Below are 22,782 nucleotides of genomic sequence, written 5' to 3'. Positions count from 1 at the left end.
TTATTTATTATTATACTTAGGCATTCTTTTTTCAATAAACGCACGTGATGCTTCTTTAAAATCATCATACACCTGATAATCTACTGTTGCTCTTAAATTATTTTCAAACTTTTTAGGTAAATTGTGATCATAATTTATATTTAAGCACTTTTTCCAGAGTATAAGAGCTGTTCTAGCATTAGCTGCAATTTCTTCTGCTAATTTTATTGCATCATTCATCAAATTTTCCTTTGAAACAACCCTATGAATACCCCCATATTGTGCAATTTGTAGTGCTGTAACTGCAGTTCCTGAAAATGCCATATATCGAAGTACCTTTTCAGGAACCATAAGTGAAGCATATCCATCTGCACCAATTATACCAACTTTTATTTCTGAAAGAGCAAATTTTGCATTTTCAGTTGCAATAACAATATCGCAACACCCTGTAAATGCCAATCCTGCACCTACTGCTGAGCCATTAACAGCAGCAATCACAGGATATTTACAATTTTTCACTGCTAAATATGCATTTCTTATTATATCATAATATGTTGTGGCCTTTCCTCTTTCCATAAATTCTGTAAATTCATCCAAGTCATTTCCTGCCATAAACACTTTACCTGCTCCAGTTAAAATTACAACTTTTATATCATTTCTTCGCTCTAAATCATAAAAAGTATCTCTAATTTCAATATATGCATCCCTATTTGTAGCATTTATTGGTGGACGACAATATGTAACTATTGCAATATAATTATTCACTTCTAGATTAATATAGTCCATCCTATTTCTTCCTTTCAAGTTAATTTTACATAAATTTTTATTCTATCCAATTACACTTAAGTCCATGTTTTTTACAATATTCAACTATTTTTTTGAATACAATTTTTTCTATTTTCTCTCATCTATAAATCTTTTAGCTTTATGTGTAGTCCGTGGTATTGTCCCGTCCCTTAATACAATTACCTCTTTTGGTCTAACTCCCAATCTTATTTTAAGTGCATCTGAAACCTTAGTTTTTACTTGTTCATCAGTTTTATCAGAATTTGCAACTTTTTCTATTTCAACTTTATATTTTGTAGCAAAATTTTCTTTTAACACATGAATTACATATTCTCCTGTAACTTCAGGAATTCCACGCACAACAGCTTCTATATCACTTGGAAATACATTAACTCCAGAAACTATAAACATATCATCTATTCTTCCAGTTATATTTATTCTAGCATGAGTTCTTCCGCAGATACAAGGAGTATGATTAATAGTGCCAATATCTCCCGTCCTAAACCTAATCATAGGGCGTGCCCTTTTTCTTAAAGTAGTAAGTACTATCTCTCCCTGTCCTCCATCTGGCACTGGCTTGTTGGTTTTAGGATCTAAAATTTCAACTAGTACATAATCTTCTGCTACATGAAGTCCATTTCTAACTTCACACATGCCTGCAAAAGCACCAAATAAATCCGATAACCCGTAGAAATCATAAAATTTTGCATTCCAAAGTTTTTCTACTGCTTCCCTTGTTTCTCTAATAGAGCCACCAGGCTCTCCACCAACTATAATTTTATTTACTGCAAGATCTTTAGCTGGGTCAATTCCATGTTTTTTTGCAGCTTCACCTAAATACCATGCATAAGCAGGAGTAGTCCAAATTACAGTTGGCTGAAATTCTTTTAAAATAAATAGAAGTTTTTCTGATGGTATTGTACCTGCCCATATACATAATGCACCTAGATTTTGAGCACCTATCACATCAGGACCCCCAATATGAAGTGAAAAGTTAAGAGCATGCACATATCTGTCACTTTTCCTTACCCCTGCCGCATAAAAAAGCCTACTTTCAATATTTTGAAATTCATCAAAATCCTGTTTTGTAAAAGGACTTAATGTGGGAATTCCCGTTGAACCACTTGACGCAGACACATATACAACATCTTTTTCACTAACAGCGTCTATATCACCTAAAATAGGTTTCTTAAGTTGGCGTTTACGTTCTATTTGCTTGTTTATAAAAGGAAATCTGTTTATATCTGAAAGTATTTTAAAATCTGAAGGCTTTACATCTGCTGTATTAAAAGATTTCTTATAATACGCTGAATTTGTATAAGCAAAATTCAATATTTCTTTTAATCTCTTTTCCTGAAGTTTTTTAATCTCTGATTGTGGTAATGTTTCTATTTTATTATCCCAATATTTTTTTTCGCTCATTATAAATATCCCTTTCTTCATTATTGTATAACCTGATTATAAATTTTATAAACTAATCCAACTAATTCCTCTGCCTGTGAAGGCAGAGGATTAACACAAATTAATTTTTGGTAAATTACTATTATTTATGCTACATAATAAGTAATAACTTTTTTTAATAATTATTAGATTCTATTAGTTGAACCAAAGCTATTTTATTGTAATTTTAAAAGCATTCTCAATAGCTTTTTCTGTAAGTTCCTGTCCTAATCCAGGTTTATTTGGTATTTCATAATAGCCATTTACAGGTTGGTAATCATATTTACAGAAATCTATATTATAATCTTTTAAAGATACAGTATTATGTTCATGAATAACAAAATTAGGTATTACTGCTTCTAGCTGTAGGGCTGCTGCTGTTGCTATTGGACTCCCACATACATGACATTGTACAAGTACATCATAAGTATATGCCATATCACATATTTTCTTACCTTCTGTAATTCCACCACAATTTCCTAAATCTGGTTGTATGACATCCAGAGAACCATTTTCAAAAAACGGCCTGTATCCCCACCTACTGTATATTCTTTCTCCTCCTGCTAATGGAATGTTCACCTTATTCTTTACTTTCTTAGTTAATGAAGGATTAAGAGGAGAACATACCTCTTCATCAAAGTATATATTTAAATCTTCTATTGTTCTTGCAAACTGTATTGCAGAATTAACATCCGTACCTGCATGATTCTCCAATATAATATCTATTCCAGGACCAACTGACTCTCTTATTGCAACAAGTCTATCTCTATATAATTTCAATTTATCATAGGTAATCAATCCAAAATTTCTATAGCTAAAAGAGCCATCCTGTGATACTTGAAATGGATCAACCTTTATTGCAGTATATCCTTCGGACACTGCCTTTTTTGCAGATTCAGCATATTCCTCTGGCTTTATAAATAAATAACTTTCCTTATCCCATCCAAATTGGATTTGACTAGCATAAGCCCTTAAATTATTTCTTATCTTTCCTCCAAGAAGTTGATAAATTGGAACACCTAGCGCTTTTCCTTTAATATCCCAAAGTGCTATATCTATTCCACTTATAGCAGCGAATACAATTCCGCCGCCTCCCTGTCCCCAGAAAGTATCTTTATATAATTTATCCCAAATAGCCTCAATTTTCATTGGGTCTTCACCAATGATTAATTTGGCAAATTCCTTTGTCTGTGCAAATCCACCATCTGCAGCATTACCATAAGCAAGAGCTACTTCACCATATCCGTAAATGCCTTCATCAGTATTTATTCTTACAATTATTGGTCTCCAACCAGTTTCCTTGATTGGTCTCCAACTATTATCTTCGCTTTTTAATTGTAGTATATCTACACTTGTTATTTTCATCTAAATGCACCCCTTTATTAACTATTTCCTATTTAGTTTTTCTGCCAAAAAGTCTCCTAGCATTTGTAAAGCTTGTACCATAATAACCAAAATTACAACACAAATTATCATTACAGCTGTATTATATCGTTGATATCCATAACGTATAGCCAGATCACCTATTCCACCACCACCAACGGTACCTGCCATAGCGGAACACCCAATAAGTGAAATAATTGTTACAGTTGTTGATTTTATAAGTTGAGGCAATGCTTCTGGTATAAGTATATGGATAATAACATCTATGGACTTTGCACCAGAAGATACTGCTGCTTCTAAAACACCATTATCAACACTACTAAAAGACGTTTGTGCAAGTCGTGCAAAAAATACTGTAAATGCTACTGCAAGTGGTACCATAACAGCTTTAGGGCCTATGGTTGTATGAACAATTGCTTCACTTATAGGTATGATAAGTACCAATAGTATTATAAAAGGTATTGACCTTATTATATTTACAATAGTTCCTACAACTTTATTTATAATTTTATTTTTGGGGAATAAATTATTAGAAGTTATAAACAACAAAAGCCCTATCAATGTTCCTAACACAATTGCAAATAGCAATGATACAGATATCATATAAAAAGTTTCATTTAATGATTGTCTCAATTCATCATTAAAACCACTAGGTAGTTGCATGATTAATCACCTCTACACTATAAGTATTGTCCTTAAGATATTGAATCACTTTTGTAAAAATATCTTTATCTGCTTTTATGTTTAAATATAATATTCCAAAGGGTAAATCTCCAATATACTCTATTTTGCCGTGTAATATATTAAAAGTCACATTAAACTTAATTGAAAGATTAGATAATATAGGCTCTGTTGCCGTTTCTCCCATATATTTAATTTTAATAATTGGACCTTTAATACTTTTAAGAAGTAATTCTGGTAATTCGAATTTTGATGAATGCTTTAACAGCTTTTTTGTATATTCATTTTTAGGATTTGTAAACACATTATACACTAATCCCTCTTCAACTATACGGCCCTGATTCATAACCGCTACTCTGTTGCATATTGCTTTTACAACCTCTAACTGATGGGTTATTATTATAATAGTAATTTTAAATTTTTCATTTATCTCTCTGAGAATGTTTAAAATAGATGCTGTTGTCTCAATATCAAGAGCTGATGTAGGCTCATCGCAAAGAAGCATTTTCGCATTATTTCCTAATGCTCTGGCAATACCAACTCTCTGCTTTTGACCACCGCTCAATTTTGAGGGATACTCTTTTGACTTAGAAGCCAATCCAACAAGATCTAAAAGTTCCCTAACTCGCTTATTAATTTCAACTTTAGATTTTCCTGCTATTTTAAGTGGAAAAGCTATATTATCAAATACTGTTTTACTTTCTGCCAAATTGAAATTTTGGAAAATCATCCCTATGTTATGCCTTAATCTTCTTAGACTTTCACCTCTATAAATAGTTATATTCTTATCATTTATTATTATTTCCCCACTTGTAGGTTTTTGTAAAAGATTAATTGTACGAATTAATGTGCTTTTTCCTGCACCACTAGCACCCATTATTCCAAATATTTCGCCATCCTTAATATTAAGTGAAACATCAGAAACAGCATGAAATTTCTTATTCTTTTGTTTAAATGTTACATTAATGTTTTTCAACTGTATCATTAAATTCCTCCTCAACTATACAATTTATATTCCGTGTAACCATTCTTATCAATTTCATAGTTGCATTTCATAATTAAAGTATTGCTTATTACTGGATATAAATATATATCCATATAATTAATAATTATTAATTTAATAAACATCCTTCAATGTTATAAAATTGCTGAAATTTTAGATTAATATTTAAAATAGTATACAATTCAAAGTTCTGAGAAATATAAGCATAAGATTAAAAATCTTTTGGCTTTGCAAATGTACTAAATTCTCCTTTTGGATCATTAATTACTGATTTGTACGCAGAAGATTTAACAACTTCTAATATATCTTTTGAAAGCTGAGAATTTGCATCAGCCGCTCTTACAGTTATAGTATTTAAATAATCTTCCGTAAGCTTTTCATGATATAGTGCATCTTTAGGGTTAAATTTTGCAGCAATTGCATAGTTACCATTTACAACTTCTATATCTGTACTATTTATTACTCTAGGAATTTGCGCTGCATTTACAAGTTTAAATTTAAGATTTTTAGGGTTTTCTGAAATATCATTTTGTGTTATAGTAGCAATATTTGCCTTTGGATTTATTTTAATAAGTCCGGCACTTACTAATACCTTTAATGATCTTGTAATATTTACTGGATCATCAGGTATTACAACTAATGAACCATTCTTTAATTCACTCAAAGATTTAATTTTACTAGAATAAATATCACTACCTAAAGTAGGTATTGCAGTAATTGCTTTTAAGTCCAATTTATTATCTTTAGCAAACTTCGCTAAGTAAACAGAATTTTGAAATACATTCAGATCTAAATCTTTATTGGCAAGTGCTTTATTCGGCTGTATATAATCGTCAAACTCTTTTATTGAAACCTTATAACCTTTTTTCTCAAGAGAAGGCTGTATTGCTTGCCTAAATAGATCTCCATAAGGTCCAGGACACACACCTACTACTATGTTTTTTTTTGATTCTGATTTACTTGAATTGCTGCTTTGCCCGCATCCAGAAAATAATCCTGTCAATAAAATTATTAATAATAAAATCTCACTTATTTTTTTCATTACATGAAACTTCCTTTCGTATTTTTATTTTGTTAATATTAAAATGTAAATACAAAATAAAAGAGGCTTAATTTAATATAATATACTTAAATTAAGCCTCTAGTTTTTCTAGTCTGCCAATTTTAGAAAATGTTTTTATAAATTTAATAATAAACTTGTAATACAACTTTTACTTTTTAAATTCCGGACTCCAAAAAGTAAAAAATCTTCTGCCTCAATTCAGAGGCAGAAGATTAATTCCACGGTTCCACTCTGTTTATCCTATAAAGCATGAAAATCAATCCACACAAATACAAGACAACTCTTTTTGGTACAATTATACCTTAATGCTTTAACGAGCATACTCGCTGAAGTCTACTAAACTTCAATTCAGAGCTCCAAGATGCACTTCAATTATTTCAACTAAAATTTTCTTTCATCCATGGAAAATTCTCTCTTGTAGTTAACCATAATTTACTCTTCTTATCATTGCAATTTACATATGTAGTTAAATTATTATAATAGTACTATACAAATAAAATTTAGTCAAGGGTAAATTTTCATTATTCGTCTTGATTCTACAAATATTTTTGTTAACGCTACTATCTATGTATTTTTATTCAAAAAATTGAGGAAATATATGATGTAAAATATGAGTACAAATACATATTTGACGGAATCAAGCGGATTTTGCATTTGTCCTAGAAGAGACATTTAGAGACTTAAAATCAAGTGGATTTAACCTGGAATTTAGAGAGCGAGCTACTGTGAACGCATAGGTAAACAGCAAAAGTATCATAACCCTTCAATTTCTTTTAATTAAACTTAATTCTACAAAATAGTCATGTAGATTAAAATAATATTGAATATTTTATAGAACTGAATACTTATCTAATATTAGGATAAAATATGAAAATGTATATAATTTTAGATGATTGGAGGTTTGCTGCCCTTACAATAATTTCTACTATATATTTGTGAGCAGCTATTTATGTATGAAAATAGGTATTCCCAAAGGATTATTATACTGTAAATATCATCCTTTTATTGAAACTTTCTTTGAAGAACTGGGAGCAGAGATAATAACTTCACCTGATACCAATAAATATATACTGGACGCAGGAGTAAAATACTGTGTAGATGAAGCTTGCCTTCCCATAAAAATATTTCATGGGCATATAGACGCTATAAAAAATAAATGTGATATGATATTTATTCCTAGAATTATGCAGTTAAAAGAAAGAGAATTTATATGTCCTAAATTTTGCGGACTTCCCGAAATGATATTGAATGATATTTCAAATATGCCGCCTATATTGACTTATCCTGTATATGCTTTTTCTAAAAATAAATTTAGAAATTGGGTTTTGAAGTCAGGTTTAACATGCACTAAAAACGTTTTTAAGATTAAAAAAGCTTATGAAAGAGCTTTGGAAGTACAATATAATTCTAAAAGTCTATTCCACAATTCAAATTTTCCTATAAGAGTAGCTTTAGTAGGTCATCCTTATAATATAAATGATAGTTTTGTTAACATGAATATAATAAAAAAATTAAATAAGCTTGGGATTGGTATATTCACTGAAGAAAACATAGATGAGGACATAATAGAAAAGGGAGCTGCAGAACTGTTTAAAAAACCGTTTTGGACTTTTGCAAAGAATTCCTATGGATTTTCCACTTATCTAGCTGAAAATAAAAAAGTGGATGGAATAATTTACATATCCTCCTTTGCCTGTGGTATAGACTCCGTTGTAATAGAACTCATTAGAAATAAATTAAATAATTTTCCGTTTTTGGTATTAAAAATAGATGAGCAAACTGGAGAAGCAGGATTCAATACTAGAATCGAAGCTTTTCATGACATGCTGGAAAGAAGATGCTGTAATTAATGAAAATAACTTTTCCACATCTTGGAAACACTTTTCTTGCTGCAAAAGCTGTGTTTGATGGATTGGGAATTGATTATGTAATTCCACCTCTAAGCAATAAGCAGGCATTGGAAATAGGTGTCCAATACTCTCCAGAAGAAATGTGTCTTCCATTTAAGATAATGATAGGCAATTATATTCAGAGCATAAAAGAAGGTGCAGATACTATTTTAATAGTTGGCAGCTGCGGCCCCTGCAGGTTTGGAGAATACTGTGAACTTCAAATGAATCTATTAAAAAAATTAGGATATAACTTGAATTTCATAGTATTGGATTATCCAAAAGATATAGGTTTAAAGGAGCTCTTTAGAAGAATAAGTATGATTGCTTCAGGAAGCAGTAAGAGTACTATTGAAAAATTGAGAATAGCCAAATTGGGACTTAAAATAATAAACTTAGTTGATGATATTGAGAAAAAAGCTAAGCTTTTAGCTGGTTATGAATTAAAGAGAGGACGATGTAAAGATATCTTAAATCATTGTAAAGAAAGGGCAGCTGAAACCACTTCACCGGAAGAAATGGTATGTGTGTTAAAGAATTATATCAAAAAATTAGATGAGATCCCCATTTCCAAAAGTAAGGAGCCTTTGAAAATTGCAATAATAGGCGAAATATACACAATAATAGAACCTTTTTCAAACCTGTTTATAGAGGAAAAACTTATGGATTATGGAGTATCTACAGTCAGATCTCTTACTCCCAGCTGGTGGGTCAAAAATGCTGCTCTGTCACCACTCAAATTAAATTCTATTAATATAAGAACAGCATCCAGAAGATATCTCCCCTTTTATATAGGAGGTCATGCGAGAGAATGTATAGGAGAAGCTGTCCTGGCAAATAAAAAGGGATTTGATGGTGCAATTCAGATTTTTCCTGTAGGATGCATGCCGGAAATAGTGTCAAAATCAATATTACCTACTATAGCAAAGGATAAAAATTTTCCTATACTCACTTTAGTAGTAGATGAAATGACCGGTGAAGCAGGATATGTAACCAGAATAGAAGCTTTCTTAGATTTACTTGAAAGGAGAAAAAACAGTGTATTATATGGGAGTTGATGTAGGTTCTGTAAGTACAGATATTGTAATAGTAGATGAAAATATAAATGTCCTTGAATCCTTGTATTTGAGGACGAAAGGAAGACCTATAAATGCAATTCAAGAAGGATTTAAATTTTTAAAAGACAAATATAGTGATAAGGATATAACAGCTGTGGGAACTACAGGAAGCGGCAGACAAATTGCAGCTTCTATTGTAGGTGCTGATGTAATTAAAAATGAAATAACTTCCCACGCAGTTGCTGCTTTACATCTGGATCCTGATGTAAGAACCATAATAGAAATAGGCGGTCAGGATTCGAAAATAATACTGCTTCAAAATGGTATCGTATTGGATTTTGCCATGAATACTGTATGTGCAGCTGGAACCGGTTCCTTTCTTGATAGGCAGGCATCCAGGCTCGATATTCCAATAAATGAATTTGGAAATTATGCTTTAAAATCCACCTGCCCTGCCAGAATAGCTGGAAGGTGTGCTGTATTTGCCGAATCAGATATGATACATAAGCAGCAAATGGGCTGCAGCAATTCAGATATAATAAAGGGATTATGCAATGCTCTCGTCAGAAACTATTTAAACAATGTAGCTAAGGGAAAAGAAATACAATCGAAGATATTTTTCCAAGGAGGAGTTGCCGCTAACATAGGTATGAAAAGTGCGTTTGAAGAAGCATTGGGCAAGGAAATAATAGTACCTAAAAATTTTAAGGTAATGGGAGCCATTGGTGCAGCTATTCTTGCAAAAGAAAGTATAGAAAAAAATAATGCTGTTACTAAATTCAAAGGATTTAATTTAATAGATATAAATTTTGTATCCAAAAGTTTTGAATGTACAGGGTGCCCTAATAGATGTGAAGTTGTAAAAATACTTGGCAGTAAAAAAATTATAGGATTCTTCGGTGGAAGATGTGAAAAATGGAATAAAACTATTTCCGCATAAGGGAAATAGTTTTATTCCATTTTAGTACAAGCCGCATCGAGTAATTTGACAAAAAGAAAAAATCTAATATATAATATTCATATAGGTATTGTGTATTTTCATAAATTAATAAAGTTTATGTTATTCCATATTACAAATAACATACTTTCTGTCTATAAATTTCATATTTTTATCATCTGTTTTTATATTTCTATAAAAGCATTTCATTTTTCATATGAATATTAAACAATATAAAATCCACATAAAGGATGTGATTCAATGTCAAAAAAACAATATAAAATATTTAAGATAATGAGTAAATTTGTCTTCATGTTTATAGGAGCTATTCTAGCTTCTGTAGCTCTGGAATTATTTTTAATTCCCAATAATGTAGTAGATGGTGGTGTTACCGGTATATCTATTATATCCAGTTATCTCACAAAATTACCCCTTGGGCTATTTATATTTGCATTAAATATACCCTTTCTACTAGTAGGCTATAAACATATCGGAAAAACTTTCACCCTTTCAACTTTATTTTCTGTAACGTCCCTATCAATTATGGTATCTATTCTTAAACCCATTCCTGGTGTTACAAATGATACTCTCCTGGCTTCGGTTTTTGGTGGAATAATACTTGGAGTTGGAATTGGATTGATAATAAGAAATGGAGGTTCTTCAGATGGTACCGAAATCATAGCTATAATTTTGGACAAGAGAACAGGTTTTTCTATAGGTGAAATAGTTATGTTTTTCAATGTATTTATACTGAGCAGTGCCGGCCTTGTATTTGGATGGGACAGGGCTATGTATTCGCTTGTAACTTATTTTATAGCTTTTAAAGTAATTGATATAACTGTAGAAGGACTTGATGAATCAAAAGCTGTGCTTATAATTTCAGACAAATATGAAGATATAACTGAAGCAATTTTGGCAAGGCTGGGAAGAGGTGCTACGCTTTTAGATGGTAAAGGTGGTTATACCAGTACTCCAACCAATGTAATATATGTAATAGTATCCCGTCTTGAAATAGCTAAATTAAAATCAATAGTTTATGGTTTCGATCCCACTGCACTTATGACCATTGGCAACGTTGAGGTTTCGGGAAAGAGTTATAAGAAAAAATCAATACATTAACATAAGATACCAATTAGCAAATACGTGAAAAGTATATTTTTCGTATCTGCTAATTGTATATTAAGAAACTCTAGTTCCAGATATCTTCAGTCAAAGAATCAATTTTCTTTTTCCTTTTTTCAGTTTCCTCTATGTTTACAGTTATTTTATCTTTACATACGTCGAGTACACAGCCTTCTTTTACATTTTTAGGTAAATTTATTCTCTTTATATCAATCATGGTCTTATCCTCTTTTTCACAAACGGCATAGGGTCCTTCAAACCTGTCTATTATAACTCTCATTTTTAAATCTTCCACCTCCTAAAATTTAACCAATCTTTTCAGCATAAATATGTCAAATATCAAATATTATATAATTGATACTGTAACTAGAATATATTTCTTTTATCAATTAATATATAAATTTTATTTTTGTTTTCAATTAATGGATTCAAGAAACTCATAGTCTTTATATTGATTAAAAATTCTAATACGAGTCCCATTGATATCCAAAATATACAGTTTACAATTATATAAGCAGTGAAATAAATTACATAATTTAAGGTAAAACTAAGATGCTTCAATATATAGGAATTAGGACTTATTATAAATATGGAATAAAAAATCCCGAGAGGAATCCACAAGCTTAAAATTCCGAGAAAAATTTCCCCTAATTTTATAGTCGGAGATTTCTTTGAAAAATCTCCGTTGAAAAATCTCTTATATAGATTCCATTTTATACTTTGGGATATTATTAGAAGAATTGAAAAAGTTATGATCATATATAAAATGTAAAATATGAATTCTTTAAACAGGTAAAGTTGATTATATGCAAAAACTTTTACAGTTAAGAATATAAGTATAAATATAAATATAAGCATGAGATTTTTAACATCTAATATAAATTTAAACTTTCCCTTAATTTTCATTCTATTCCATTCTTCACAATAATAATTCATCATTTCTCCTCGCTCAAGAATTATTTGATAATAACAGTATATTTAACGATAAGATTATTTGATAATATTATTTTTATTATTTTGTATAAGATAGATTATACCATTCTTTGTAAATATGATCTAATTTAATTATACAATATTTTTATTAACTTGAATTGATTTGAGTAAATAAAAAATCACTATCCAAAGTTAAATTTGAATAGTGATTTTTTATTTAATTACAATTTACTTGATGTATTCATACCAACTTCCATGGCCTTTATATTTAAATTTATGAATTGTTCTTTCACGTTTTCCCTCACAATTTTTCTCCAATCTATTTCTGAAATCTGTAATATCTTTAATAAGGCTCCTAACATGATTATATTTTGAGATTTTATATTTCCAAGTTTTTTAGCCTCTTTTGCTGCATCGATTATCGTAACGTTTTTTATATGTGATCTTATGTTTTCTATAACACCTTCAGGATATTTTTCTTTTTCTGAAAGAACAGTAGCTGAAGGTATTTTATAATCATTTACAATTAATCTTCCATCTGATTTCAAATATTCAATCCATCTCAGTGCTTCTATTTCCTCAAAAGCAACAATCACATCTGCACTACCTTTTCCTATAATTGGCGAGTACACTTTATCTCCGTATCTAACCTGTGTGGTGACGCTTCCGCCCCTCTGAGCCATGCCATGGACTTCTGACATTTTTACGTCATAACCTGCAGCTATAAGGCCTGAAACCAGTACTTTAGACGCTAATATAATTCCCTGACCTCCAACGCCTACAAACAAAATATTTTTTACTCCGCTCATTATCTGTCACCTACCCTTTCTATTGCATCAAAAGGACATATTTGTGCACAGACAGAACATCCGACACAAATATCTTCATCTATATGTGAAAAATCTGAAATTGATATAGCTGGACACCCTGACTTTATACACATCTTACATTTTTTACACTTCTTCTCATTCACTTTATAAACAGTTTTAACAACGTTAAATTCCTCTTTGTCTTCTTTACTTAATTTTTTCAGCACACAAGGCCATTTAGTTATAATTACGGAAGGTCCTTCAGCTTCCAGAGCTTTGTCTAAAGCACCTTCTGTTTCGCTTAAATTAAGTGGATTTACTGTCCAAATATTTTTTATTCCTATGGACCTGCATAATTGGTCTATGTCTATGGCAATGGTTTTTTCTCCCATTAAGGTGTATCCTGTACCTGGATTTTGTTGATGTCCTGTCATTGCAGTTATCCTGTTGTCTAATATTATGGTAACTGAATTTCCCTTATTGTAAACTTTATCAATTAATCCCGTAATGCCAGAATGGAAAAAAGTAGAATCTCCCAGCACTCCAACTACTTTTTTATCTATTCCGTTGATTTTGAAAGCCTTTTCAGCTCCATGGGAAGCACTTACGGAGGCGCCCATACACACACATGTATCCATTGCATTTAAGGGCTCTGCACAGCCTAATGTATAGCATCCTATATCTCCCGTGATCATTATGTCCTTTTTCTTAGATAGTGTATAAAATAATCCTCTATGTGGACATCCTGCACATAGAGTAGGAGGCCTAGATATAACTTCTTTTTTTAAATCTTCTACGGAACTAGCCGTTTCCTTCATGTTTTCAGCATTTGTTTCTAAAAGAGAAGATGAAATAATATCTGGATTTAATTCGCCTACCCTTGGTATTTTGCCTTTGCCTATACAATTAATTCCTCTTGCCTTAATCTGTTCCTCTATATAGGGTTCTAATTCTTCAATTACATAAAGTACTTTAACTTCTTGTGCAAATTTCTTTATTTTCTCAAAAGGAAGAGGATTCGTAAAACCAAGTTTTAAATAAGAAGCCTCATTTCCAAAAACTTCTTTTGCATATTCATAACTTATTCCTGAAGTTATAATTCCTATCTGTCTATCACCCCATTCGATTTTATTTAAATCAGTAATATTGCTAAATTCTTCTAGCTTTTTCAATCTGTCTTCTACTTTTACGTGAAGTTTTCTTGCATTTGCCGGTATAGTTATAAACTTAGATGTATTTTTAAAATATGGTTTTATTTTCACATCTTCCCTTGGAGAAAGTTCAACTAAAGATTTGGAATGACACACCCTAGTGGAGACTCTAAATACAACTCCAGTATCGAATTTTTCCGATATTTTAAAAGCTTCCTTTATAAAATTTTTGCATTCCTGACTGTCACTGGGTTCTATCATGGCCATTTTAGAAAATTTACCATAATATCTGTTGTCCTGTTCGTTTTGTGAAGAATGCATTCCCGGATCATCTGCCGAAACTAAAACAAACCCCCCGTTAACCCCAATGTATCCGAAGGTCATAAGAGGATCTGCGGCTACATTTAATCCGACATGCTTCATTGCTGTAAGAGATCTTGCTCCTGCGATAGATGCTCCTATAGCTACTTCCGTTGCTACTTTCTCGTTTGGGGCCCATTCTGAGTATATGTTTTCATAATTTGAAATGTTTTCAAGTATTTCTGTAGAAGGTGTTCCCGGATAAGCTGATGCTACAGTTCCACCGGCTTCAAAAAATCCTCTTGCAATGGCTTCATTACCTGTCATAAGTGTTTTCATTATATATACTCCCTCCAAAATAATACTATAATAAATATATACAAATTTGAAATAGTAATTTCGCTTTATATTATTTTAAAAGCATATATTATGCCAAATGTTTTACAGGTAAAAGAGCGTTATTTTATAGAGGTTTATTTATAGAAAAGGGATAAATGGTACATAAAATTTACCCATTTAACCCTTTTCTATAATTTCATACTATTATCTTTTAAATAATTTAGAACTTTTTCACCAAAGTTTGTAATTACACTTCCCCCCCTGCCTCTATTTATTTTTATCATCAAATTTTTTTCCAGTTCTATGAGCATAACTCTTATTTCCTGTTCACTTAAAAAAATATTTTTTTGCCTGGCTATTTTATATAAACTTCGTCTTCCCATTCTCTTTTTATTTTTATATCCTCTATCTAATTCACTCAGTAAAAATATATATTTTTCTACATCTTTATCAATTTCACTTAAAAATTTTTTGAATATAATTTCTTCATTACTATTAAATATACTTTTATGAGATTTCTCTCTGTAAAAAGGTAGATCTTCTAAATCTATTGTCTTAATGCCTAAACTGGTAAAGTATTCTATATAGTTTTTAAGTTCTCTCACATTTCCGTTCCAATTATGATGAATCAAAGCATTTTCAGCTGATTTTGTCAATGTAAAATTAACATTTAATTGGGACTTTATTTCATTAAATAAAGGGATTATATCATCTCGTCTATCTCTTAAAGGTGGTAAATTCAATGGAAGTACACTTAATCTGTAATATAGATCTTTTCTAAATTTCCCCTGACTTATCATATTTCTTAAATTTCTATTAGTTACAGAAATTATTCTAATATCTACTTTGATTAATCCACTTCCTCCTATTCTCATAACTTCCCTTTCCTGAAGCACCCTTAGAAGCTTTGTTTGAAGATTTAGCGGCATTTCACCTATTTCATCTAAAAACAAGGTACCTTTATGGGCAAGTTCAAATAACCCTGGCTTTCCGCCCTTTCTAGCACCTGTAAAGGCTCCCTCTTCGTATCCGAACAATTCACTTTCTAAGAGACTTTCAGTGATAGCAGCGCAATTTACAGCTACAAAAGGGTAATTTTTTCTTGACGAGCTGTTATGTATAGCTTGTGCAAATAATTCTTTACCAGTACCACTTTCTCCAGTTATCAATATTGATGAATCTGAATCCGCCATTCTTCTTGCGATTTTTTTATATTTTTTTATAATTTCACTTTCACCTAATATATCATCAAATGTGTATTTTGCTCTGTATCCTTGTCCAATTATTTGTGCTCTGAATCTGTATTGTTTTTTTTCTATGTCATTAAATTTTTTAATTATCACAACTACGCCATAAAGTATACCTGAATTAACTAGCGGATGTGCAGATAGTACAACATCGTATCCGTTTATTTTTATAAGTCTTTCAGTAAGTGGATGTATGTTTTTTAATACCATGTCGAAAGGTAGGTTTGGAAATAATTCAGCTATGTCCTTTCCAAGAGCATTATTTTTATTTATGCCAATTATTTCTTCTGCACCCTCATTGTAAGTATAAATTTTACCTTCAGGATCAATTCCTATTATTCCATCATCTAAAACTTGAAGTAATACTTTAAGTTCACTCCCAAAGCGATTTGTCTGTCCTATTACATAAGACAAGCCAAAATTTTTACTGACAATTTCCTTGTATCCCATTCTTATATTTTGATTTTGTAAAATATACAGTAAGTTTAATTTTTCCCCTATATCCAGTATGGTGATTATATCCAAAAGGCTGTGTCCTATATTTATAATTTGTTTAGCACCTTTGGTATTACAGGCTGATTTTCCCAATAAAATAAGATTTTTACCACTCACGTCCCTATCAATGCCAGGATACATAGGAGTGATCTCCACATGTCGTATGCCCAGTTCATATAATAAACACACCATTTCTATGGACATTTCCATACTTTCATCTAAAAGCCATACATGAGATCCCTTCGGAATATTCATTATCTTGTTAAATCCAGTTTTTGAAATAGTCCTATTTGCAATCACTATCTTACTCTCTAAGTTCAAGTAGGGTTTTACTTTCCTTAAAATATAGTATGATTGGACAAGGATAAGATCTGCATTTATTACTTTCCTTACATTGGGTTCATCTATATAAAATTTTTCTATAGATAAATTATTCGAAAATAAAGCAGTAATCTGTTTACCGTAGGTATCCACTGCGTCCTTTCCGTAACCTATTATTGCAATTTTTTTATTCATATTTTTCATCCTTTAAATTAATTATCCACTATAGTATAACATATCTATTCCAATATGCTTTAAGCTAAAGACTATAATTGCCTATAACGTATATATGCCGGCAATTATAGCCTCTAAATTATTATTAAATATTGTTTATTTTTAATTGCTGCTAAAGTTTAGTATATTGTGGCTCTTGCTGTTGGATATATTTTTGTCTTCCATTAAGTATTTTCAAGGCTTCATCTAGGTTTTTTGCTATATTCTGAAAATCATTTTTGGCATTTTGATCCTGGGTTTCCAGTGCAAATGTCTTCATAGTTGCAGCTGCGCTCTGAACCCCAGCTATTGCTTGCTGCATTTGAGTTCCGACTGTCATATTTTATCACCTCCTTTTTTAAATCATCCTTTGGGTTTGAATAATAAAGCCCCAATAAATCCAAAAATTATAGCAGCAGATATACCGGCACTGGTAACTTCAAAAATTCCAGTTAATACTCCTATTATTCCATATTCTTTAGATTCCATAATAGCACCCTTCACAAGTGCATTTCCAAAACTGCTTATAGGTACAGAGGCACCTGCTCCAGCAAATTTTATAAGCGGCTCATATAGTCCAAATCCTCCTAATATGGCTCCAACTACTACAAGAGTAGTTGTAGTATGGGCCGGAGTCATCTTAAAGACATCCATCATGATCTGGCCTATTACACATATTAATCCGCCTACTACAAATGCCCAAATAAACTTTTCCATATAAATAAATGCACCTCTTTTCTATGTTTCTATAGATACTCCATGGGCGATACAGGGTATACTTTCCTTCTGCTGATAGGACATGGGTGACATAAGTGCTCCTGTGGCCACTATCAATATTTTGTTTATTTTCTTTCTATTCATCTCTTTTAAAAAGTGACCATAAGTTACTGTGGCAGAGCAGGCACATCCACTGCCACCCGAAAATACAGGCTGATCCTTTTTATACATTAAAATGCCGCAGTCTGTAAATACTCCCTGGGGAAATTCAAAACCGTCTTTCTTCAGCATTTTTCTAGCTATTTCATGCCCTATTTTGCCTAAATCTCCAGTGGCTATAATATCGTAGTAGGATGGATCCCTGTGCAGGTCTCTGAAATGTGCCTCTATTGTGTCAACTGCTGCAGGTGCCATAGCTGCTCCCATATTAAAAGGGTCGGAAATTCCCATATCTATTACTCTGCCTATGGTGGCTGAAGTGACTTTAGGTTTATCATATCCTTTGCCGATTACTGCAGCACCTGCTCCAGTTACCGTCCATTGTGCTGTAGGAGGCTTTTGCCCTCCATATTCAGTAGGATACCTGAATTGTTTTTCTGCAGCTGCATTATGGCTTGAAGTTCCACAGAGGACATAATTGGCTCCACCGCTATCTACAATAAAAGATGCCAAGGCTAATCCTTCCATAGAACTAGAGCATGCGCCGAATATGCCCAGATATGGTATCTTAAGGCTTCTCGCAGAAAAACTGCTGCTGGTTATCTGGTTCATAAGATCTCCACTGGTAAAAAAGTTTATGTCTTCCTTTTTAATTTTTGAATTTTTTATAGCTATATTACAGGCTTCTTCCAGCAATTTTTTTTCAGCCTTTTCAAAACTATCCTGACCAAGCCAAATATCTTCATGGAGTAAATCAAATTCTTTAGCCAGTGCACCTTTTGCTTCAAAAGGTCCTCCTACGGCAGAACATCCCAATATAATTGGCTTGGATTGAAATATCCATGATTGATGTCCCTGAATCATCTACATCCCACCTAACCATTGAATAATTATTCTCACAATAGCCATTACAAATGCGGAAAAAACTCCAAAACTTATTACAGAGCCTGCCAGCTTAAACATATTGCCGCCTACTCCCAGAACAAACCCTTCACTTTTATGCTCTATAGCACAGGATGCAATGGAATTTGCAAAACCAGTGACAGGTATGGCAGTACCTGCCCCAGCCCACTGGGCAATATGATCAAATACTCCAAATCCCGTAAGTAATACAGATATTATTATCAAAATTGCAGATGTAGGATTTCCTGCAGTTGTCTCTGTAAAATTAAAATATTTTATAAACATAAATTGAAGTCCCTGACCTACAGCACATATTGTACCTCCCACTAAGAATGCCTTTAAACAGTTTGTAAAAACCTTTCTTTTCGTTTCATTTTCTTTTGCAAAGTTCTGATACTGCTGCTGTGCAGGAGTTAATTTTTTTTTCTTTTTATCAGACATTGTATCACCTTCTATCCCAATAAATAGGGTTTTAATTTTTCCAATATGTTTTTTAGTATAATAGAATCTTTTTCATAAATATTCTTGGCATTTTTATCCTGTGTATCCAAGGCAAAAGACATTAAATCCGATTCTGCCTTTTCAAGATTGGCATAAAGCATTTCTCTCAGATTTAATTTAGGGACCTGAATCATATCATCAAATAGATCTACGTATAGTTCGCCTCTGGAATTTACTTGACCTATAAATACATTATCTAGAGAAACTCCTAGAAGCTCCAGCTGCTCATTTAACCAACCCTGATTCAGCCCGAGGTTGCTTAAAGATTCATTTATAACATTTCCATCCAGTATTACAGTTTGAGGTGCTCCCTCAGGGGAAGTTTGTATTCCCAAATCTTTTGGGGTGACAGGTTTTTTGTCAGATTTCAACATTACATTTATATCCCCGGTAGATTCCATTATTGCAAATTCTACATCTGCTAGATTAAATACGTTTTTGGAACGAAGTTCTCTGATGATATCTTCACCGCTGTATCTGACTTTGCTCAAATTTTCTTCCATAATTTTTCCCTTTTTAACAATTATTATATCTTTCCCATTTATCAAGTTATATATAAATTTACTTTTCATGCATATATAATCCAGAGCTATTGGAATAAGTATCCATACAGCCAATGTAATTATGCCAAACACCCAGTTGGGTATAATATTTACGGAAATCAATACAATTAAAACAGCTATTACGATATAGTTTATAAAATTAAAAGGAGTTATTTTTGTCCAGCGTTTTTTGCCCAGTACTTTTATACAAAGTAAAGATAAAAAAAATAATGCTGTTGATTTTAATAGAATTGCAATCCAAATCTTCATATACTATTCCTCCAAATCAATTACTTTTATACTGGGGTTCCTCATATTCTAAAAATTTAATTCTCTTTTTCAAGTCCTGAACTATACCATCCACAGCTTCAAAAGATTCTCTATATATGCCTTTGGCCTTTTTATCCTGTTCTTGAAGAGAATATAGTCTCAAAGTACTTTCTGCGCCTTTTAAGGTTATCATTGTTTGTTTTACTTTAGATCCCACAGTCAATTTTTAATCCCTCCTCTTTCACTATATTTTTCCCCTTTATTTACAAAGTACAAATTAAATCTTTTAATTTAGCTTTACCTTATTTGTATTAAATTATTACGTTTAATTTTATGAATTTCGACAAAAATAACTCCAACTTAATTTTTATAAGTTGGAGTTCAAATCATTTGTTTATTGTTGAAACAGACTACATACTTTTTATAGCTTCATATATTATATTTAGTCCCTTTTCCAATTCTTCCTGCGTAATTATAAGAGGTGGAAGAATTCTTACTACATTATCCCTGCCGGCGGTTAGGACAAGAAGACCTTTCTCAAAGACCTTTTTTTGAATCTCAGAAGCTTTCCCCTTGATTTCTACGCCTACCATTAATCCTATTCCTCGAACTTCTTTTATATTTTTAGAAGAGTTATTTTTAAAAAATTCTTTGATAAATTTTCCTTTTTCAGCTACCTTTGCTAAGAAACTTTCATCAGTAATTTCATTTAACACTTCTATGGCTCCAGCTGCACAAACTGGATTTCCTCCAAAAGTGGAACCGTGATCTCCATACTTAAAAGTATCTTTAAGTTTCTCGTTGCAGAGAACAGCACCCATTGGAAGACCTCCTCCAAGAGTCTTGGCTACGGATATAATATCCGGCTGTACATTGTAATTATTGAATCCATATAGCTTTCCCGTTCTTCCCAGACCGCATTGAACCTCATCGCATATGACCAATATATCATTTTTTTCAGCTATTTCAAATACTTTGCTGACAAATTCCTTACTCAATGGATTCACTCCACCTTCTCCTTGAACTGCTTCTATCATAATAGCACACACAGTTGAATCTACAGCTTTTTCCAGGGCTTCTACAGTGATATCAATATGTTTGAACCCCTCCGGAAAAGGATAAAAGTATTTATGAAGTTCCTCTTCTCCAGTAGCCTCCAGCGAGGCCATTGTTCTTCCGTGAAAACTTCTATCTAAAGTGATTATAGTATTTCTTCCCTTTCCATATTTTTCAAAACTGTATTTTCTTGCAAGCTTTATGGAACCTTCATTAGCTTCCGTTCCTGAATTGCAAAAAAATACCTTGCTCATATTTGAGATCTCCGTAAGTTTTTTGGCTAACTTCAACACGGGAATATTTAAAACTATATTTGATGTATGAACTAATTTTTCCAGTTGATCTTCCACAGCTTTTATCCATTTCTCATTTCCATGTCCTAATGCCATAACCCCTATACCTGAAGTGAAATCCAAATATTCTTTATTCGAGACATCATATAACTTACATCCTTTAGCATTTGTAAATACCACAGGAAGATGTTTATAAGTGTTAATTAGATATTTTTTTGCATAATATAAATAATCCATAAAAATTTCCATTATACAGAACTCATATTATCCTGCAAATGGTTTTGCCCCCCTTTTATATAAATAATTTTAGATATATATTATTTTATTTTAATAGATCATTGTTCCTATTCCTTTTTTTGAGAATAATTCTAGAAGAAGACAGTGAGGAACTCTTCCGTCAATAATGTGAGCACTTTTAACTCCAGATTCTATTGCCTCAACACAAGATGTAATTTTTGGTATCATTCCGCCTTTTATCATATTGTCCTTATACATCTTAGCAATATCCTGTAATTTTAGTTCTGAAACAAGTGTAGATGGATCTCTAACATCCGTCATAACTCCAGGTACATCTGTAAGAAATATTAAATTTTGTGCTTTTAAGGCTGCTGCAATTCTAAAAGTACATGTATCTGCGTTTATGTTGTATAATTCACCATTATTTCCCCTGGCCACACTACTTATTACAGGGATGTATCCATTTTCTATGGAATTGTTGATGATTTCGGTATTTACGTTGACTATTTCTCCTACATTTCCCAGATCCATTTTAAGAGAAGCCTTCTTAGCCTCAAGCATATTTCCATCTATACCACACAGGCCTATGGATTTCCCACCATAATTTTCTATTAAATTGACTAAATCCTTATTAACTTTTCCGCAAAGTACCATTTGGACTACATCCATGGTTTCATTGTCAGTATATCTTAATCCATCTATAAAAATACTCTTTTTATTTAATTTTTTTAAATGGGAGGATATAAAAGGACCTCCCCCATGGACAACTACTATATTTATTCCCACACATTTCATGAGTACCAAATCATTTATGACATATCCCTTGAGCTTTTCATCCTTCATCACACTGCCGCCATATTTTATAACTATGGTTTTCCCTCTGTATTTTTGAATATAAGGCAGAGACTCTGCTAAGACTTTTGCTACCTCATTATGATCCATTATTTGCATATGC

The 22,782-nt window shown here is 31.9% G+C and carries 22 protein-coding genes; 4 read left to right on the top strand and 18 right to left on the bottom strand.

The window, feature by feature from the left end; translation table 11 throughout:
* The 6 genes from LN736_RS11615 to LN736_RS11590 all read right to left on the bottom strand — a co-directional run bounded on the left by LN736_RS11615 (position 1) and on the right by LN736_RS11590 (position 6,314).
* Positions 1–765 carry an enoyl-CoA hydratase/isomerase family protein gene (locus tag LN736_RS11615; protein ID WP_150358759.1) on the bottom strand — a complete coding sequence of 255 codons (765 nt, stop codon included), beginning with the start codon at positions 763–765 and terminating at the stop codon, positions 1–3.
* A gap of 108 nt (positions 766–873) precedes the next feature.
* On the bottom strand, positions 874–2,187 hold the full coding sequence (locus tag LN736_RS11610; protein ID WP_150358760.1) for a phenylacetate--CoA ligase family protein: 1,314 nt from the start codon (positions 2,185–2,187) through the stop codon (positions 874–876).
* Positions 2,188–2,376: 189 nt separating this feature from the next.
* Positions 2,377–3,570, bottom strand: coding sequence for a mandelate racemase/muconate lactonizing enzyme family protein (locus LN736_RS11605; RefSeq protein ID WP_150358761.1), 1,194 nt, complete (start codon positions 3,568–3,570; stop codon positions 2,377–2,379).
* A 21-nt stretch (positions 3,571–3,591) separates the two neighbouring features.
* Entirely contained in the window at positions 3,592–4,251 is a 660-nt protein-coding gene (locus LN736_RS11600) for a methionine ABC transporter permease (protein WP_150358762.1), read from the bottom strand.
* Positions 4,238–5,254 (bottom strand): methionine ABC transporter ATP-binding protein, encoded by a 1,017-nt coding sequence (locus tag LN736_RS11595; RefSeq protein WP_150358763.1) that lies wholly within the window; start codon positions 5,252–5,254, stop codon positions 4,238–4,240. Before LN736_RS11595 ends, LN736_RS11600 begins: the two co-directional genes overlap by 14 nt.
* Positions 5,255–5,483: 229 nt before the next feature.
* Positions 5,484–6,314 carry a MetQ/NlpA family ABC transporter substrate-binding protein gene (locus tag LN736_RS11590; protein ID WP_150358811.1) on the bottom strand — a complete coding sequence of 277 codons (831 nt, stop codon included), beginning with the start codon at positions 6,312–6,314 and terminating at the stop codon, positions 5,484–5,486.
* A 974-nt stretch (positions 6,315–7,288) separates the two neighbouring features.
* On the opposite strand from LN736_RS11590, the gene LN736_RS11585 reads away from it, so the two are divergent.
* The 4 genes from LN736_RS11585 (at position 7,289) to LN736_RS11570 (ending at position 11,338) form a co-directional block, all read left to right on the top strand.
* Entirely contained in the window at positions 7,289–8,185 is an 897-nt protein-coding gene (locus tag LN736_RS11585) for an acyl-CoA dehydratase activase-related protein (RefSeq protein ID WP_150358812.1), read from the top strand.
* Positions 8,185–9,282 carry a 2-hydroxyglutaryl-CoA dehydratase gene (locus LN736_RS11580; protein ID WP_150358813.1) on the top strand — a complete coding sequence of 366 codons (1,098 nt, stop codon included), beginning with the start codon at positions 8,185–8,187 and terminating at the stop codon, positions 9,280–9,282. Before LN736_RS11585 ends, LN736_RS11580 begins: the two co-directional genes overlap by 1 nt.
* Positions 9,263–10,222 carry an acyl-CoA dehydratase activase gene (locus LN736_RS11575; protein WP_150358814.1) on the top strand — a complete coding sequence of 320 codons (960 nt, stop codon included), beginning with the start codon at positions 9,263–9,265 and terminating at the stop codon, positions 10,220–10,222. Before LN736_RS11580 ends, LN736_RS11575 begins: the two co-directional genes overlap by 20 nt.
* A gap of 258 nt (positions 10,223–10,480) precedes the next feature.
* A complete protein-coding gene (locus tag LN736_RS11570; RefSeq protein ID WP_229981568.1) occupies positions 10,481–11,338 on the top strand; it encodes a YitT family protein in 858 nt (285 codons plus the stop codon).
* 70 nt (positions 11,339–11,408) lie between these two features.
* Here LN736_RS11570 and LN736_RS11565 read toward each other — a convergent pair whose 3' ends face one another.
* From LN736_RS11565 to argB, 12 genes are all read right to left on the bottom strand, one after another.
* Positions 11,409–11,621: a DUF3006 domain-containing protein gene (locus LN736_RS11565; RefSeq protein WP_179977360.1), complete on the bottom strand. Its 213-nt coding sequence runs from the start codon at positions 11,619–11,621 to the stop codon at positions 11,409–11,411.
* Positions 11,622–12,495: 874 nt separating this feature from the next.
* Positions 12,496–13,083, bottom strand: coding sequence for an indolepyruvate oxidoreductase subunit beta (locus tag LN736_RS11560; RefSeq protein WP_229981567.1), 588 nt, complete (start codon positions 13,081–13,083; stop codon positions 12,496–12,498).
* The gene (gene iorA / locus LN736_RS11555; protein ID WP_229981566.1) at positions 13,083–14,873 is read right to left on the bottom strand and encodes an indolepyruvate ferredoxin oxidoreductase subunit alpha; all 1,791 of its coding nucleotides are present in this window, start codon (positions 14,871–14,873) and stop codon (positions 13,083–13,085) included. Before iorA ends, LN736_RS11560 begins: the two co-directional genes overlap by 1 nt.
* Positions 14,874–15,061: 188 nt before the next feature.
* The gene (locus tag LN736_RS11550; RefSeq protein WP_150358427.1) at positions 15,062–17,131 is read right to left on the bottom strand and encodes a sigma-54 interaction domain-containing protein; all 2,070 of its coding nucleotides are present in this window, start codon (positions 17,129–17,131) and stop codon (positions 15,062–15,064) included.
* A 151-nt stretch (positions 17,132–17,282) separates the two neighbouring features.
* Positions 17,283–17,489 (bottom strand): DUF1657 domain-containing protein, encoded by a 207-nt coding sequence (locus LN736_RS11545; RefSeq protein ID WP_150358426.1) that lies wholly within the window; start codon positions 17,487–17,489, stop codon positions 17,283–17,285.
* Positions 17,490–17,512: 23 nt separating this feature from the next.
* Positions 17,513–17,866, bottom strand: a complete 354-nt coding sequence (gene spoVAE / locus LN736_RS11540; RefSeq protein ID WP_150358425.1) for a stage V sporulation protein AE — start codon at positions 17,864–17,866, stop codon at positions 17,513–17,515.
* A gap of 21 nt (positions 17,867–17,887) precedes the next feature.
* Entirely contained in the window at positions 17,888–18,889 is a 1,002-nt protein-coding gene (spoVAD, locus tag LN736_RS11535; RefSeq protein WP_150358424.1) for a stage V sporulation protein AD, read from the bottom strand.
* Positions 18,890–19,369: a stage V sporulation protein AC gene (gene spoVAC, locus LN736_RS11530; RefSeq protein ID WP_150358423.1), complete on the bottom strand. Its 480-nt coding sequence runs from the start codon at positions 19,367–19,369 to the stop codon at positions 18,890–18,892. It abuts the gene before it with no gap.
* An 11-nt stretch (positions 19,370–19,380) separates the two neighbouring features.
* Positions 19,381–20,241, bottom strand: a complete 861-nt coding sequence (locus tag LN736_RS11525; protein WP_150358422.1) for a DUF421 domain-containing protein — start codon at positions 20,239–20,241, stop codon at positions 19,381–19,383.
* Between the two features lie 16 nt (positions 20,242–20,257).
* On the bottom strand, positions 20,258–20,464 hold the full coding sequence (locus tag LN736_RS11520; protein ID WP_150358421.1) for a DUF1657 domain-containing protein: 207 nt from the start codon (positions 20,462–20,464) through the stop codon (positions 20,258–20,260).
* A gap of 187 nt (positions 20,465–20,651) precedes the next feature.
* A complete protein-coding gene (locus LN736_RS11515) occupies positions 20,652–21,827 on the bottom strand; it encodes an aspartate aminotransferase family protein (RefSeq protein WP_150358431.1) in 1,176 nt (391 codons plus the stop codon).
* Between the two features lie 90 nt (positions 21,828–21,917).
* A complete protein-coding gene (gene argB / locus LN736_RS11510) occupies positions 21,918–22,769 on the bottom strand; it encodes an acetylglutamate kinase (protein ID WP_150358430.1) in 852 nt (283 codons plus the stop codon).
* Positions 22,770–22,782 lie beyond the last annotated feature (13 nt).

It is taken from the genome of Clostridium aromativorans, from assembly GCF_020908015.1.
GTDB lineage: Bacteria > Bacillota > Clostridia > Clostridiales > Clostridiaceae > Clostridium_B > Clostridium_B aromativorans.
The sequence above is the reverse complement of the archived record's forward strand: the minus strand, read 5'-3'. Positions and strand labels throughout refer to the sequence as shown.

Excerpts from the sequence above, each read along its gene's own strand:
- LN736_RS11615 (WP_150358759.1), bottom strand. The coding sequence starts at position 765 with ATGGACTATATTAATCTAGAAGTGAATAATTATATTGCAATAGTTACA.
- LN736_RS11610 (WP_150358760.1), bottom strand. The coding sequence starts at position 2,187 with ATGAGCGAAAAAAAATATTGGGATAATAAAATAGAAACATTACCACAA.
- LN736_RS11605 (WP_150358761.1), bottom strand. The coding sequence starts at position 3,570 with ATGAAAATAACAAGTGTAGATATACTACAATTAAAAAGCGAAGATAAT.
- LN736_RS11600 (WP_150358762.1), bottom strand. The coding sequence starts at position 4,251 with ATGCAACTACCTAGTGGTTTTAATGATGAATTGAGACAATCATTAAAT.
- LN736_RS11595 (WP_150358763.1), bottom strand. The coding sequence starts at position 5,254 with ATGATACAGTTGAAAAACATTAATGTAACATTTAAACAAAAGAATAAG.
- LN736_RS11590 (WP_150358811.1), bottom strand. The coding sequence starts at position 6,314 with ATGAAAAAAATAAGTGAGATTTTATTATTAATAATTTTATTGACAGGA.
- LN736_RS11585 (WP_150358812.1), top strand. The coding sequence starts at position 7,289 with ATGAAAATAGGTATTCCCAAAGGATTATTATACTGTAAATATCATCCT.
- LN736_RS11580 (WP_150358813.1), top strand. The coding sequence starts at position 8,185 with ATGAAAATAACTTTTCCACATCTTGGAAACACTTTTCTTGCTGCAAAA.
- LN736_RS11570 (WP_229981568.1), top strand. The coding sequence starts at position 10,481 with ATGTCAAAAAAACAATATAAAATATTTAAGATAATGAGTAAATTTGTC.
- LN736_RS11565 (WP_179977360.1), bottom strand. The coding sequence starts at position 11,621 with ATGAGAGTTATAATAGACAGGTTTGAAGGACCCTATGCCGTTTGTGAA.
- LN736_RS11560 (WP_229981567.1), bottom strand. The coding sequence starts at position 13,083 with ATGAGCGGAGTAAAAAATATTTTGTTTGTAGGCGTTGGAGGTCAGGGA.
- iorA (WP_229981566.1), bottom strand. The coding sequence starts at position 14,873 with ATGAAAACACTTATGACAGGTAATGAAGCCATTGCAAGAGGATTTTTT.
- LN736_RS11550 (WP_150358427.1), bottom strand. The coding sequence starts at position 17,131 with ATGAATAAAAAAATTGCAATAATAGGTTACGGAAAGGACGCAGTGGAT.
- LN736_RS11545 (WP_150358426.1), bottom strand. The coding sequence starts at position 17,489 with ATGACAGTCGGAACTCAAATGCAGCAAGCAATAGCTGGGGTTCAGAGC.
- spoVAE (WP_150358425.1), bottom strand. The coding sequence starts at position 17,866 with ATGGAAAAGTTTATTTGGGCATTTGTAGTAGGCGGATTAATATGTGTA.
- spoVAD (WP_150358424.1), bottom strand. The coding sequence starts at position 18,889 with ATGATTCAGGGACATCAATCATGGATATTTCAATCCAAGCCAATTATA.
- spoVAC (WP_150358423.1), bottom strand. The coding sequence starts at position 19,369 with ATGTCTGATAAAAAGAAAAAAAAATTAACTCCTGCACAGCAGCAGTAT.
- LN736_RS11525 (WP_150358422.1), bottom strand. The coding sequence starts at position 20,241 with ATGAAGATTTGGATTGCAATTCTATTAAAATCAACAGCATTATTTTTT.
- LN736_RS11515 (WP_150358431.1), bottom strand. The coding sequence starts at position 21,827 with ATGGATTATTTATATTATGCAAAAAAATATCTAATTAACACTTATAAA.
- argB (WP_150358430.1), bottom strand. The coding sequence starts at position 22,769 with ATGGATCATAATGAGGTAGCAAAAGTCTTAGCAGAGTCTCTGCCTTAT.